Source organism: Campylobacter sp. CFSAN093246 (assembly GCF_012889415.1).
Classification (GTDB): domain Bacteria; phylum Campylobacterota; class Campylobacteria; order Campylobacterales; family Campylobacteraceae; genus Campylobacter_D; species Campylobacter_D jejuni.
In genome coordinates this window covers 29,086-45,019 of the sequence record NZ_CP040614.1, presented here as the reverse complement: position 1 = coordinate 45,019, position 15,934 = coordinate 29,086, and the positions used below count along the sequence as shown (strand labels likewise).

The 15,934-nt window shown below is 28.3% G+C and carries 6 protein-coding genes and 2 pseudogenes; 4 read left to right on the top strand and 4 right to left on the bottom strand.

Annotated features, from left to right (window positions below; translation table 11 throughout):
- Positions 1-794 precede the first annotated feature (794 nt).
- The 4 genes and pseudogenes from FBE87_RS08980 (at position 795) to FBE87_RS08965 (ending at position 6,203) form a co-directional block, all read left to right on the top strand.
- Positions 795-1,187, top strand: coding sequence for a hypothetical protein (locus FBE87_RS08980; RefSeq protein ID WP_100626300.1), 393 nt, complete (start codon positions 795-797; stop codon positions 1,185-1,187).
- Positions 1,188-2,383: 1,196 nt separating this feature from the next.
- Positions 2,384-3,392: pseudogene (locus tag FBE87_RS08975) on the top strand (DUF3825 domain-containing protein).
- Between the two features lie 663 nt (positions 3,393-4,055).
- On the top strand, positions 4,056-4,958 hold the full coding sequence (locus FBE87_RS08970) for a hypothetical protein (protein ID WP_052781571.1): 903 nt from the start codon (positions 4,056-4,058) through the stop codon (positions 4,956-4,958).
- Positions 4,959-5,777: 819 nt separating this feature from the next.
- Entirely contained in the window at positions 5,778-6,203 is a 426-nt protein-coding gene (locus tag FBE87_RS08965; protein WP_052781572.1) for a hypothetical protein, read from the top strand.
- Positions 6,204-6,356: 153 nt separating this feature from the next.
- On the opposite strand, the pseudogene FBE87_RS08960 reads toward FBE87_RS08965, so the two are convergent.
- The 4 genes and pseudogenes from FBE87_RS08960 to FBE87_RS08945 all read right to left on the bottom strand — a co-directional run bounded on the left by FBE87_RS08960 (position 6,357) and on the right by FBE87_RS08945 (position 15,914).
- Positions 6,357-9,089, bottom strand: a pseudogene (locus tag FBE87_RS08960) (conjugal transfer protein TraG N-terminal domain-containing protein).
- Positions 9,090-9,871: 782 nt separating this feature from the next.
- Positions 9,872-10,675 carry a hypothetical protein gene (locus tag FBE87_RS08955; protein ID WP_002790984.1) on the bottom strand — a complete coding sequence of 268 codons (804 nt, stop codon included), beginning with the start codon at positions 10,673-10,675 and terminating at the stop codon, positions 9,872-9,874.
- A 22-nt stretch (positions 10,676-10,697) separates the two neighbouring features.
- Positions 10,698-11,966, bottom strand: coding sequence for a hypothetical protein (locus FBE87_RS08950; protein ID WP_100626299.1), 1,269 nt, complete (start codon positions 11,964-11,966; stop codon positions 10,698-10,700).
- An 18-nt stretch (positions 11,967-11,984) separates the two neighbouring features.
- Entirely contained in the window at positions 11,985-15,914 is a 3,930-nt protein-coding gene (locus tag FBE87_RS08945) for a hypothetical protein (RefSeq protein WP_100626298.1), read from the bottom strand.
- Positions 15,915-15,934 lie beyond the last annotated feature (20 nt).

The window sequence follows — 15,934 nt, the reverse complement described above, 5'->3', positions numbered from 1 at the left end:
ATATGATTAAAAAAATAAAAAAATTATCTTGTACTTTTCACGAGCAAAAATTCAAAGAGAAAATTACAGCAAAACTATATTTATTTTGATTTATTTTTTTGTTTTTTTTATCTATCTTTACTCTAAATTTTTTGTAAATTTTTCAACTAAAAAATACTCCAAATCCAAACCCACGAAAAGACAAAAAATAGTTTTAATTAAGTATTAAAAAGTCTAGCCTTTAGCAAGGGCATTTTTATACCTACCCTAAAGCAAAGAATGCCTATAAATTGGAGATTTATAGTATTTTTAGAATGAAATTTATTTTTCTCAAAAAAAGGGTGTTAAAAAATTTTATACCTACCATACATTAACTTCGTTAATAATATTGCCATTTTTATACCTAACCTAAACCGTTTCATCCCCTTAAATAGAAAAGTCTTCTTCTCGCCCTTTATCACCTCATTTATCACCCCCTTTATACCCCATCTCCCATTCCTCCCTATCTTGCATTCTACGCATTCAAATCTCATCTTAACGCTATCCTTAACACAAATCCTTATAGCCTTTATACTCATTCTTTCCCTCATTTATTGCCTTATTTATTGCCTTATTTATCACCTCATTCTTTCTCTCATTCTCTCCCTATCTTTGCCATTTTTTAAACATATTTCTAGCATAAACTTTCCCTGATATATAAAAATACTCATTTCATACCCAAGTTAAATAAAAATACGGTACAATTTCATAAAGCACTAAAACCACAGGAGAAAACTTATGTCTAAAACTAATACACGCCCAAGCGAAAAAACAAAATGCACAAAGCCATAGAAACTTGGTTTACCAAAATATACCTAAACAAAATAATCCACAAAGAGAAAAACGACAAATTATTTGTCAATATAACTAGCTGTCTAGCATTCATACTCTCAATCTATGGCAAAACAGATGAAAACAAAAGCAAAATGACACCTGCTGTTATGGCTTATATCAAAAAAACAAAAAACACTTTTATTGCCAAACTAAAAAGAGTTAAAAACCATGAGAGCATTATCGATTTACAAGCCAAATACCCAAAGCTTGATATAGTTTCAGCCTATCAGTTTCTAACACTCAAAGACAAATTCAAAATCACCAAATCAGAAATCCAAGATTTTGAAACACTAATCGATATTCTTTCAAAAAACGCCCAAAAATCAAAAAAATAACCCTAAAACGATAAAAACCATTAAAAAAATCATTTTAGCCTTTTAAGGGCTAATTCTGTCATTTTAAACACTATATCCATTCAAGATATCCACTTGCAATCAAAAAGACACAAAAAAACCTACAAAAATTGCAACACAAAACAAAAACCACAGTCCATTTCAAAACTGCAAAGCATTTTTGAAAATTCGCAAGAACTTCTAAAATAAGCCCTAGCTCTCATATTATCGCTATAAATCAAGCACAATCAAAAATACACGCCATGAAGAAAATTTTGTAGTTTTTAGCTCTAAAGTCTATTTTTGCCAAAAATCTTACACAATAACTCGATTATCAATAATGCTTAAAAACCTACAAAATAGATATTTTAAAAGCTTTTTACAAATCGCAAAATGTCGGTAAAACATTAGCATAATTTGCCTACAACAATAAGATTTAAACGCCTATATTTAGGCTATATTATTGCATTATGCCCATTGGCTCAACTTTTTACATTTTTTTTAAAAAAGCAAAAGAGCCTAAAAATAAGGATTTTAGCATAATAAGCCCTAAATATTGATATTTTATTTTTTTATTACACTTTTTAGTATATTTTTTTCAACAATAAAAATTAAATTAATATTAAAAACCCTATAAAATAGTACTTTAAACAAACTCTTTTTTGTAGTCAAGTTGTAATAAAGTTACACTCAAGTTATAGTAAAAATAATATTAACTACATATTAACTACACTTTTACTTCAAAAAACATGCAAATTTTCACATTTTTGTAGTTAAAGTGTAGTGAAAGTGTAATAAAGTTGAATTCAAGTTGTAATTATGTTGTAGTTAAGTTGTAGTTAAGTTGAAAATAAAATGCAGTTTATCAAGTAGCGTTTTTTTGCACTCAAGTTGTAGTTATGTTGTAGTAAAAGTGTAGTTAAGTTGAAATAAAAATTTACATAAACATAAACTATACTTGAAGTAAAGTTGTATTAATGTGTATCACATATTGAAATAAAATTACATATTGCTTGAAAACAACTTGTAATATATGTATTTTATTTAGTTGATTTGTAATTAACTCGCAACAACTTATATTTTAACTCCAACAGGAAAAGTAATAGGCACTCCTATTGAAGGAGCGGTTGATTCTGACATACTTTTTGGACTATTGAAAGGTTTAGAAGATTATAAGAAAGGACAATTAGGTTTTTAGCGTGGAAAAAAACATAGAAAAATTAATTTTAGAAGCCTATGAAGATAGTAAAACTAAATTTGACCATGTTACTACAGGACATATCAGTCAATATTTGAAAAGAAAATATGATTTAAAAATCAATTGTAGTAAGGCATTAATAGAAGCAGGCTTTGATCTTGAAAAAGATGAAAACGAACCTTCTTTAGTTTATATTCAAAAAGCTACCACAAGAAACAAGGCTTCAAATCGTGATCAAATTCAAAACAAAGTTGAAGAGAAACCTTTGTTGTTTCAATTTGCCTATTTTCCAAATTTTCTAAATACACTCCAAGAGCTTTCTAATATAGCTCAAAAAGAATTTTGGGGAAACGGAAATAATATTTTATTTTCCTACTTGTTTAAATATTTTGAGTTCATTTACGAAAATAAAAGCTATCCTGATATTATTACTTACAATAAAGACAAAACAAAAGCATGCTTTAATACAGGATTGTACAGCACAGGTGTTTTTCCAATATTTGCATACTTTGAAAAGCAGGAAAATGGAGGATATATTTTTAGAAAATTTTGTTCTAATGGGGATAGAGTTTTAGATGATTTAGAAATACCTAAATCTTTAAGCGATTATGATACATTCAAAAATGAAATCATTTTTGATAGTAAATTAGATTTTAGAGTAAATCATTTGCATCTTTTTGAGAGAAAAGAGCGATTACCTGAAATTGTGAAAAAACTAAATGATAGGTTCATAGGACACATTATTAATGGTGAATTGAAAATCATCAAAGATAATTATAATCTTCAAAAGATGATTATTCCTGCAGCTTATAAGCAAAGGGTAGTTTTATACATTCCTTTGAAACTTCAAGAAGAATCAGTTGATACGATAGTTGTAGTTGAAAAAGAGGAGGTAAAAAAACGAGCAGTATTACGCTGTGAGAACTATACTAAATCCGCATGATAATATTTACAAAACCGCAAGAGTTCTTTCGATAGTTGAATCTGAATGGGTTAAAAACACTATTTGAAAGTGAAAACATTGATAAAATAGGCTTTTAAGATAAGTCTATTTTATCATATAAATAATTAACAAGAGGCTAAACTAGATATTATAAATATTATATGTTATATTTATTTTACCATGCAAACAATTAATAATAGGCTAAAACAAAATTTTTGTAAAATAAAACAATACAAGATAATAAAAATTCATTTAAAAATACTACAATTAAAGCGTATTAAGTATGGCTACTCTTTCGGTTATAAGAAGGAGGCATGATGAGTAAGATCATTGAGTTTTTAGTTCTTGTCTTAGAATTAATTAACGAGATAATCAAACTCGTTGATTATCTCACTTAAAAAACCGAAATAATTATAAATAAACCACGCTTAGTCTTAGCTTAATACAATTGCAACAAAAAACATTGAACCGAAAGAGGCGTGGCTTTTGGTTTGCATTATTTTGGATTTGAATGCTTTTTAATTTCCTATTCTAATTTACCATACAGATGATAAAACTATTATTTATATGTACATGCAAACTTTATTCCGTGAAATATAGTTTATGTTAATTATACAAAATACATAATTTTTATATAAATATTATGTATTATATATAATTATTTATACATTTATATATCTATTAACTTTATATGATATAATTAACAGACTATTTTATTAAAGGAGTAAAAATGAAGTTGCACGATATTGTATGCAATGAGCTTAGAATAAACAGAAGCGAACTTGGAAACATTTTAGGAGTTTCTAAAACAACAATTGATGCTTGGAGTGATCCAAGTAGAATGTCAAAAACGACAGAAATTGCGTTAAAACAAATGTTAGAAAATCACAGACTTAAAGAAATTTTTGAAGCACAAGCAAATGCTTATAGAAAATTTTTAAAATATGCAAATGAAAATAGTAGTATTGAAATTTCAGACACACACAGGACGCTTATAGATAAGATTCGCTATATTTTAAAAGAATACAATTTAAATTCTCTAACTGCGGCTAAAAAATTAAAAATTAGCTTTGAAGAACTTGATCGAATAATGTTGCTTGTAAAATATCCAAATTTTGATTTTTTAAGTCACTTTATCGAATCTTTTTTTATTTCGGAAAAGTGGTTGCTTGAAGATTTTGGAAAACCTTTTAGCAGAAATTTTATAGAATCTAAAAACATGGAAAGTTTTACCACTGAGGCAAAAAAATATGAACAAATTTACATTATCCATTGCAATGATAATTCAGAATATACAAAAATCATAGTTAAAAACAATAAAGATTTATTTAGCATATTTGATCAAGATTTTTACATAGGCAATTTTATCATGGAGAATCAAGAGCAAAAAGGATTGTTTGAATTATATAATTTTTATAATGAAAATCAGCGTAATACTACTTGTTATATCTTCGACAAGGAAGATTATCAAAATATAATCTCAGGAGACTATTTTATAAAAAATTGTTTAAAAAAAGGAAAAATATCTTATCTATTAGAAGATCTATTTGATTTAAATTCAAACAGCAATTTTTATCAAAATTGTAAATTTTACAAGGAATGTGTAGATATTTTAAATAAATTCATAAATTAAAACATAGACATTTTTAAAAATTTATAATAAAACAAGATTCGCTATAATAAAAAATCCGCTTTAGAGCTGCAACTCTAGCGGAAAATTACAACAAAGGCTAACTATGAAACGACATAGTAAGCGTTTTGTGAGATTATATCTAAATTTTAGGTTTTTTAAGCTTAAAGTTGAAGTATTTTTCTAACAAAACCGCAGGGGCAGAGAAGCCCCTTGCCTTTGTTAGTACATGAAACTACAAATTCTCATTCATTTTTCCAAGTCAAATAAAAAAGAAATCCGTTTCAAACCCCTAAAAAATAGGTATTTTATAGCAAAAAAACTTGGCTTTTTTGATGAAATTTGCTATAATATAGCTTGTATTTAAGCACTAATAAGGCTAATCTTCCGATTGTTTAGAAAGGGGGTAGCTATGATTAGAGAAATAATCGAATTTACGATTCTCTTTTTGGAGACAGTAAATAAGATAATCGATTTAATCGACTATCTTTTAAAATAACTTTCTTACAACTATTTTATAAGATCCACGCTTAGTCTTAGCTTAATACAAACAAAAAAACTTTTAAACTTTACAAAAATAAATGATCGGAAGTGCGTGGCTTCTGATTGTTTAATGCTTAAAAGCAATGCGAACAAAGTAGCGTGAAAATACAATTAAATCGATGAAGATTTTGGCGACTTTTCCCAAGTTAAATAAAAAAAAGAACCCCGTTAAAACCACTAAAAAATAGGCATTTTATAGCAAAAATACTTGCAAAATTTATTAAAATATGGTATAATTTTATTAAAAATATGAATAAGTTATAATTGAAAGGAATAAAGATGGATAAAGCAGTAAATATGAAATTAAAGATCACTTTTATTGTGTTTCTTGTATTGATTTTGACTAATATAGGCATTTTGTTTATAAGCAAGAATGAAATATTTACAAAAACACTTATAGGCTTAATAGCAACTGCTTTCATTTTATATTATGCTTTAGCTTGGATAAAAACCATAAAAAGTATTAAAAAAGATAGTTCTAAAAGTGGAGTTAAAAATCTTTTCATAGGTATTTTAAAATTGCCTTATGAATTAGTGAAAGTGGTTTTAAAGATCATCAAAAAAACATTTTCTTTTTTCTTTGGTTTAATAGATGCTTGGGTTGATGATACAGTTAAGTCGAGAAAAACCTTAGATGAGTTTAATTCAAACGAACAACTAAATGGAAAATCGTTAGATCTCTCAAATATGAGTATGCTTAAATGATATCTCCTCAATAAGCTAGAAAAATTTCTAGCTTATTTTAATTATCATTCTTGCAAACATTTTTCAAATTTTTATTACATACTTAATATTTCCACAAATAAAAAGCAAAAACATATTTTAACAATATTTATAAGCAAGCCTAAATTAGCTTGCTTATTTTAAAAATTCAGGAGGTATTTTAGGCGCAGGAGGAGCAGAGTTTGGAGGCGTAGAAGTTGTAGAATTATTTTGCGGAGGCGGAGTGCTAGGCATCCCACTTCCTGCCCTATTTAATAATGAACCTTCTCCTGCAGTTGCATCTACAAAATGTCCTGCCATTCTTTGTTCTGTAGGTTTGCTAAATTGATTTACCGCATTATTAACCTGTCCTTGAACTTCTTGTTGCACTGTTCCTTGTGAATTACCTTGTCCCCAAGCTGTGTTTTGTCCTGTAGTGTTAAAATGTCCTTCTGCCATAGATTTCTTATCAGCTTCATAACTATTTCCAAATCCTACGGCTGCTGAATCTACTGTGCCATAATTGCCTTTATGGATTGCAGAAGCTGTAGAAGGACTATAATAATTTTGCATACCTACAGAACCCATAGTGTTTTGCGGACTACTAAAATCTCCTGCGTTAAAGTATTTAGAGAGTTGTTGTGGATTGTTAACGCTCCATCTTTGGAAATCATCAGAAGCCATTGCCATAGCTTTTCCGATATTACCACTATTCCAAGCATTTGTAATTGCTGCATTATCACCTGAACGAATGTAATTATTGAGTGCTTTAGGCACAGAATCAGAGTTAACATTGCTTGCAAACGATTCAACCGAGCTATATTTATTAATAGCTGAATGCACTTGAGAGAATTCTTTACCTGTAAAGGTTGAGAAAGCATTATTAAGAGAGGCTCTAGCTGAATCATCACGAGCATAAGTAGAAGCCACATTATCCCCAAAGTCCTTAGCCCATTGTTGCATTTCTTTTTCTGAGAATTGAAAGGTTCTACTTGTACCATCAGCTTCGGTTAATTGAACTTTTCCACCCGCAATAACAACTGTACCGCCAGCATGTAAAGAAGTAGAAATTTCTTGCGCTCTTTGATCTCCTGCTTGAGCCATCTTATCAAATGCCATAGTAGAACTTGCTTTAAAGATTTCTTGTGCTTGAGCATTAATGCCATGAGAGGCAGAATGATCAAATGCCATATTAGCAACAGATTGAGAAGTTTGTCCTGTTTTTAAAGCATCGCTAATACCTTGAGAAACTTCACCTGCTAAAGAAGCTTGTTTTGATTTCATATCACTAGCACTAAGTCCTGCAATGTTAGCAGCAGTAACGCCTTGCATATCACCACTTATTTTAGAACCTGTATTTACATCAGCCACAGTTGTTCCACCCCCTGCTATGCTAGTAGTAGAATATCTACTGCTTCCTATGCTAGTAGCACCTTGCAAACTCGCTACCCCTGCATTCATCGCCCAAACTTCATCTCCTCTAGGAGCAGCAATACTAGTTTGTGTAGATAAGGCTTGCTGATTTGCAAAGCTTCCAGCAGCTCTTGAAGCACCTGTTAGAGCTTGAGATAATCCAGAAGCAAAAGTTACAAATCCTTGTTCACTTGCTTTAGCTATAGCATAAGCTAAAACAGGAGTACTCATTACAAGATAATTCATGAAATTTGATCTATTTGCTACTTCTTTGAATATAAGCATGTTATCTCCTAAGCTTAAAGCTGCTTTTCCACCTGTTATTACTTGTGCAACATTCATAAGATTAAAATCATTTATAAAATTAATAATACAAAGTATAGGAGTCCAAAGCACTATCCAAATACACAGAGTAAAAAACATCTTAATATGAGCGTAAGAGCCAAATACAATAGAAAGCAAAGCAACAAGCCAAGATAAACCTATGATAATAGCTGTTAAATAAGCTTTAGCTAAAGGCAAATAAGTTTGCGCCATGTGTCCTTGTGCTTGCATACTTGCGTAAAATTGCTGATCCGCATAAGCAGTATTTGCAGCCACAGAAGCAGGATTTAATCCTACTGATTTAGCGGTATTAATGATTGCATCTTGAGAAGCAAGCATTATCATGGATTGCTGTAAATAAGATCTAGCACTTACAGCTTGTTCGTTATAGATTTATGCAGCGCCTAAGAACTTTTGCTCATAATTTGTCATATCATCTACCATGCCAAGCAAAGCAGCATGAATTTTCATAGCTTCATCTGTATCTTTTTTAATCATTTCAACGATTTGAGGACCTGCATCAGAACAAGGCACAACACTTTGTTTTTCAATATTATTGTTATTTTCAAACAAAGGAGTAAGCTGAGAGCCATTGCCTATGTTTGTGAAAAGATCTTGCATCAAATTATCAGAGTTTTGAAAAAGATTTCTACCTTGTTGATTAAGCAAGATACCTACTGAAACGCAGTTTCTAAAGTAAAAATCAATATTTTTTTGTAAAGTTGCATCAATAGCCGAAAGCTTTACACTTGGTAAAGTACTCATTACTTGAAGTGAAAAACCTAAACCTGCGTTAGAAAAATTTGTAGATTGTGGAGTTGAAAAATGTTTTTCCATGCTTTTTAAAACTACTCTTTCAAAATTACTCATTAAAGCAAAACTAACACCCATACCCACAGGAAGTTGTGATATTACATAACTTTTGCTTGTAACTTCATCATAAACCATAAAACGATGCTTGTCATCATTACTTGAGCTTAAAAATAAATTCCAAGTAACCCCACCTAAAAGTAACAATTTGCCAAACTCCATTACAGGGCTAGTTTGATTATCAATTGCTTTTTTAACACTAAAAATTAAAAAGCCTATACCCAAAGCCGCTTTAAATAGGAAATTTGCTTCAGTTGTGATACCTTTGACAGCTTGAAGCATTTCATTGATAATATCACCATAGCCCTAAGCATAAATTAAGTGATTATTATCTATTTGTGTAGCTCCAAACAAAGGTGCAACCATAAATAAAATTAATAAAAAAATTCTTTTCATAAATTATATTAAGAAGTTAAAGAGTTTGTTTGGTATAATTATAAAAGGGTGCAACGCCAAAGGGGTGCCACCCTTTAGCGTTAATTTACCGCCCAGAAGGGAGGTGAGCTTAATGCTAACCAAAATTATAGTAATAATTATACTACTTTGTATAATTATAGTCAAGTGTTATTAACACTTGATTTCCCTTTTTTTAAGGGGAGCTATAATTTTCCCTTTGGCTTAACCAAACAAGCTTTTAACTAAGCTTATCTCCTTTCTGTTGAATTATTTTATTTTTTAATTTATATTTTTCTTGTTTATGTTAAAAGATAAGATTCAATCATAAATAAAATGTATTAAGAAGTCAAAGAGTTTGTTTGGTATAATTGCATTAAGGGTTTTGCCACAAGGCTGCAACCCTGTGGCATAATCACGCCCTAGAAAGGGGGTGAAACTATGTTTCGTTTCGTACTTATAATTATACTAATTTGTATAATTATAGTCAAGTGTTATTAACACTTGATTTCCCCTTTTTTAAAGGGGAGTTATAATTTTCCTTTGGCTTACCAAACAAACTTTTAACTAAACTTCTCTTCTTCTATTGAATTTCTATATTTTTTTATATTTTTTATTTGAACTAAATAATAAACTTAACAAGATTTAAATTTACCAAATCTACTATCTTTTTACTTCAATCTCACATTCATAATCATATTAGATAAAAAGATACTATCTTTATCAAAGTCTTTTGAGTTATATTCATTTTTTGATTGTATAGTTTGTATAGTTTGCATTAAAGTTGAAAGATTGTATAAACTTAAACTTTCTAATATATTTATGAGTTCTATCTTGCTTAAAGTATTAAAATCATTTAACAATCTAAGATAATTACTTATAATAGAAGAAGAATTTATATTATGAAATACAATTTTATTTTTTATATCTTTTTTAATAAAAAATTGATTATTTTTTATATAAAAATAATTTCTAAAATGATTATTGCTTATTATTTGATTATAAAAACTTAAAAGACTTTCTTTGCTGTTTAAGTCTATAAAATTAAGATAAAAATTCTTTTCTTCTAAGGCTAATTTTAAAGCATTAAGATTTGCAAAAGAAGCATTAAGATTTTCATTATTTTTTAAAGCATAAACGATATTTTCTTGTTCTTGTTTTTGGGTAATAGCATATTGTAATAAAGGATTTTTATAATGTGTATCGCTATTGATTAAAACATTGATATAAAAAGCTTCTTTGCTTTTCTTAGTTAATTGAAGCAAAGATAAAAGTGTAGAAGGGATATAAAAAGAATCAAGCTTTAAATTTAAATACTTATCATAAGTATTTATATAAGTTAATTCTTGACTAAAATCCAAAGCTTGTTCTTTTAAATTTAAAAGCATTGTTCCACCTAATCCTAATAAAGCTAGATTTTTGAAATTCTCTAAAGCTTTTCTTTTTTCTAAATCGATTTGAAGTATTTTTTGCATTGTTTTTCCTTTCTTTTGTGGTTTACTCTTTTATATTATGTTCTTTAGCATAAGCTAGTATTTTAGCTCGAAGTTCTTGCGGAAAATTATATCTATAAATAGCAGGAATTCTTGGGTCAAGAAGTTTATCAAGCTTATGTCTTTTATAAATAATTTCTAGTCTTTCAGGGCTATAGTATCTTGGAGCATTAGGATAGCCTTGAGGAGGAGTGAGGGCTGCGAGTTTGGCGCTTAATACTAGGGTATCCATAGTCAGTTTAGCAGATCTTTCATCTCTTTCGTTTCTAATATCTACATCAAATCTAGTTGCCATTCCATTTTTATATCCATCCATATAATGATCAAATTCTTTCCTGCTTTCAGAAGTAGAATCTATATCTCTTGGATCTTTTAATTTACCTTTTTCAATATCATCATATAAAGCCCAAATGATTCTGCCTTCTTCATCAAGAGCAAATTTATATCGATTTAAATCTATCACCCAATCTACTCCTATAATCTCATCTAAAAAAGGAAGCATACCAAATTCATCTAATAAACTCTCATAATGATGATCGTGTAAATCATAAATCATTTTTGCCCTAAGCTTATTCCAATGTTGCCCTGTAAGAAAAGAATTAGAACACAATACTGCTAAACCTAAACTTTTAAAAGCATTTTTATCTCCAAGTTGAGCTTGTAAAAACAATGCTTGTTGTTGTCTTGCTTTAAATCCTACGGCAGCTGTGGGACTAGCTTTAATATTTCCCAAAAGTAAAGCAGACAATTCCCATTCATTAAAGAAAGAATAAGATTTTAATGTTCCACGACGAGAACTTACTTCATCATAAATATAGGCGTATTCTTCATTGATTAAATTTCCTTTTTCATCTACATTAGCATAAGCATCATAGGGTATATCTATAACCACAGATCTTAATCCACTTCTTATTGCTAAATATTTATATCTTTCTCTTTTAGTTTTTAAAGATTTATAATAAGCTTTTTCTGCTTTAGTCCAAGGAGCTATGTTTCCTTTAATAGGATCTTTTAAATATATACTTTGCCATTCTTTAAATTCAAGTAAAGTAGATTTCTCCCCTGTGTGAAATTCAGGATCTAGGTATTGAGGTTTATAGTCTTTGTAGGGGGAGTTTTGTTTGATATTGTGTGCTTCAAACAAAGCTTTGGAATATTCTTGGGTGTATTTGCCTGTGGGCTTAACATTTTCTTTAAAGAGTATTTTATTGGTATCTTTTTCCACATCTAATGCCAATCCATTAGGTGTATAAATCTCATAAGTTTCACTCATTATCTATCCTTTCTTAATTTAACCCATATATAAACCATCTTCTATGATTATAGTAGTGGCTAGTCTGCCTATGAAATTAGGCGGTAATTTTTGGGATTGTTTATTTTTAGTTACACTTTCTATATCCTCCTCGTTTCCTTCTTCATTGTCTTTGTTTTTCAAGCTTTCTTCATTTTCATTTATCCCCATATACATAGCCTTAAGATTGTTTTGTCCTATGATATTGAGTTTTTCTAGTAATCTTCTGGTTTTATTTTTATCTTCTATATATCTTCCTGTTTTATCTTTACTTGTATTGTAAAGTCCATTAGCAAAATCTTGTAAAATTTGTAAAGCTTCATTGTAAGCATGAATAGGACTATCTTCATCCTTTTTAAAAGCACTAATTTGCTTTTCTTTATTTCTAAACTCTTTAAACAAAGGATGATTACAAGGAAGTTGATATATAGTGCATTTTTTAAGTTCTAAAGATTTTAATTCTTTAAAATAAAAAGTATAATCATCTATAATATATTTTTGTTCTTTTATATCCTCTAAAGCAGTTGCATTTCTTTTCTCATCAATAATCAAATAAGATAAAAGTCTTTTTAAAAGAAATTCTTTATTTTCTTCAAGCTTTTGATCTATTTCATAATGAAAGGAAAAATGAGTGTCAAAAACTCCTGTGCAAAGATCTATGCCATAAAAAATTTTCTTTAAATCAAAGCTAATGAATTTTGAATTGATTGCAAAAGGATAAGTTACAAAATGATCTCTTATAACTGCTAAAGGAGAATCATCTTTAAAGGTGTAAAGCTGATAAACAATGCTTTCATATTGTTCTTGTAGGGCTTTAAAATTTGTTGGAAAGAGATAATTTAAAAAAATACCCACAAATTCTCCAGTCACAATAGAAGCAAGGTCAAGTTTATTTAGCTTAGCATAAGTATAAATAGTATATTTTTGAGTTTGTATATCTATGCTATGCATAAGAGCAATTTTAGATATATTGCTTTCTTGATTAGAGTATATAAATAATTGTTTCATATATTTATCACTCCAATAAATCTTAATTTGTTTTTCATTAAAGTATTCTTTTATCTTTGTGATAAATGGATTTAAACCGGATGTATTTTTTTGTATTATTAAATTGGATTTTATCTCTTGTGCTAAAATCATTTGGATTTTAGTATGAATTAATTCTTTTTCTATTTGTTGCAAGCGTGCTTTTATTATTAAATTAGATTTTATGTGTATATGATATATACTATTCTTTTTTGGAGGTGCAAAAATACCAAGCTGTTCTTTAAAAAATTCTTTAAATCCTTCTTTGTTTATTTTAATACAAGCTTGAATAACATATTCTATTGTTTTTAAAAAATTAAAATCCCACAACATTTGAGCTGTAAAGCTGATAAAAGGACTAGCACTTAATAAAATTTTTAACATTGCATAAGTAAATATTTCACTTGTTTTTTGTTCTTTTGCCTTATTTAAATATTCTTTTCCATACATCTGTTCCAAAAGCTTTGATAAATCTGATATTTGTTTCTCTATATCCATCCATGCAACAAAAGCTCGTTGCGTTTCTTCGTCTAAATTCATAAATTCTTTAATGCATTTTTGTTCATCTAAATGATACATTTGCTTTAATTTGATTATTTTTTTATCTAATGTATTTGTTGTATCTAAATCTTTTGATAATTCATTAAAAAAATCATCTATAGTTATCGAATTATCATTTTCCACAAAAGAATAATCTTTTTTGTCAAGTATTTTTAATAATTGCGATACAACTTCATATGCTGTAATATTTGTTGGCTCATTATTTACATATATTGGACATTCATCTGTCCATAAAACATAAGTTTCCTCTAAGTATTTTATATATACAAAATTACTGCCTCCATATTTTTTCAAATCCAAATTGATATTTGGAAAAATAAGCTTAGCTTGATACAAGACAAATGAAATGAATAAACATTCCATTAAAGAATAGTTCCCAAATGAAGATTTATCCGATTTTTCAAAAAACTCTTTTTTCAAAAAAGTTAAATATTGATGAGCTATCTTTTTTTCTTTTTCTATGATGGATTCTTTGGCTTCGTTTTGTTTAAAGAATTTTTTGATATAAAAATAAGGAAGCCATTTTTTATCATTTATTTTTTTATTGTAGTCAATGTAAGCTAAAATGTTTATTCGTTCGCAATGTCGTAAATTTTCCGTCTTTTTTACTATTTCTATCATTGGCTCATTTTCTGATATTGCTAATTTTTCTTTAGCTGTTTTTGCGAATTCTGGTAGCTTCTGCGGTGTAGCAACAAAATTTGTTAAATATTTATAAACCTTTTGCATATCTTCATAAGCTTTTTTACTATTCTCATAAGCTTCTTTGGATATTTTCACAAAAGGGCTTAATTGTAAAATATAAGGTTCATTTTCATCTTGTGGCATTTCTATGCTATATTCGCTATAATCTCTTGTGCTGTCATAAGTTTTTTTTGAAGTATCAATATTTTTTTTAATTCTTCTGTATTTATCTTGTATATTATAGTTGGCGATTTCTTGAGTTAAACTTTCACTAAGTCCTGCATTGTATTTATTGGGGATATTTGAAATAATCAAATAATTTTTACTCATTTTAGTTGTATTTAAATCTATTTGTGCATTTTGATTTTTTTGTGCGAAAAATTCAGCTAGTTTACTTGAGTTAAAATTTGGACTTTCTATATAGGAAAAATAAATAAATTGTTTAATATCTTCTTGCAAATTCTTTAAAATAGCATTGTTTTTTAAATACAAATTAGATAATTTTTGCGTTGAAATGAAAGCGGGTAAATTGCTCGATTTTGAATCATTGGGTGTATTTTTATACCCCTTGTCTTTTTGTTCTGGGTTTAAAAAGATTTCACTAAAAATATTTTCAATGCTTTTTATTTCTTCGCTTAAAGTGATTTTATAAGCTAAATTCGAAGCGATATTGCTTTCATCGCTTCCAAGATATAATCCAAAACCACTTAAATCAATAATTTCTTTTTTATTAATAATTAAAACACAAGATAACAAGCGAGAATTAATATAATGAATAAACATAGCACATCTAGTGGCTAAAAATGCGGCTAAAGGCGTTAAAAGTGTGCCATAATCTCTTTGAGCAAATTCATAATACTCGCTTGCAGAACCCATTAAAGAAAATAAATCAGCAGCCAAAATAGCTAATCCTGCCCCACCTGTAAGAACAGCTACCACTGTGGCTATTGCAACACCCGCTATAGCACTTAGTATGATTTTAATTTTTTCATATTCTTTTTCTTCGGCAAGTTTTTTAATGTGTTCTAACAACTCATTGATAAATTTTTCATAAGTATTTTTTAAAGTGGGACTTATGCTATTTTTGAAAAAATCCGATTCTATGACATTTCCAATTTTTTCTAAAACTTTTTTCTTAAAATCATCAAATTTCTCACTGCTTATATCATCAGGATCAATGTTTTCGATTAACTCGTCTAAGGTTGTTATATCTTCAGAATCTTTAGCTAGTTCTTTTAAAGTATTGATAAATTCGATACAAAGATTATTTTTATCTGTATGATAAAAAAGATTAAAATCTTTACCTTGTTTCTTGTCTTGAATTTCTTCTAAGTCTTCTAAATAAACTTTAGTGCAAATTTCACTGCTTGATAAATCTTTTAAATTTACATTTTGTCCAGCATCAAGCTCATTAAGGGTATGGATATTTATTTCTATATTATTGTGATTATCACAAGTTTGTTTTAAAATTTCTAGTATTTCCATAGTCAATATTTGATTTTTAGATAGCATTTTTCTTTGATGAAAATCAATATTTTTTAATATAGCGTGTAAAATAGAAAAATTAGGATAAATAAAATCAATCTGTTTAACTTCTTTATTGTTGATTGTTAAATTTTTAATAGTTTGAATTAACTCTGTTTTAGAACTTATAAACATAAAAGATTCCTTATATAAAG

Bases quoted from the DNA above. Each gene is read 5' to 3' on its own strand.
- FBE87_RS08980 (WP_100626300.1), top strand. From the start codon at position 795: ATGCACAAAGCCATAGAAACTTGGTTTACCAAAATATACCTAAACAAA.
- FBE87_RS08970 (WP_052781571.1), top strand. From the start codon at position 4,056: ATGAAGTTGCACGATATTGTATGCAATGAGCTTAGAATAAACAGAAGC.
- FBE87_RS08965 (WP_052781572.1), top strand. From the start codon at position 5,778: ATGGATAAAGCAGTAAATATGAAATTAAAGATCACTTTTATTGTGTTT.
- FBE87_RS08955 (WP_002790984.1), bottom strand. From the start codon at position 10,675: ATGCAAAAAATACTTCAAATCGATTTAGAAAAAAGAAAAGCTTTAGAG.
- FBE87_RS08950 (WP_100626299.1), bottom strand. From the start codon at position 11,966: ATGAGTGAAACTTATGAGATTTATACACCTAATGGATTGGCATTAGAT.
- FBE87_RS08945 (WP_100626298.1), bottom strand. From the start codon at position 15,914: ATGTTTATAAGTTCTAAAACAGAGTTAATTCAAACTATTAAAAATTTA.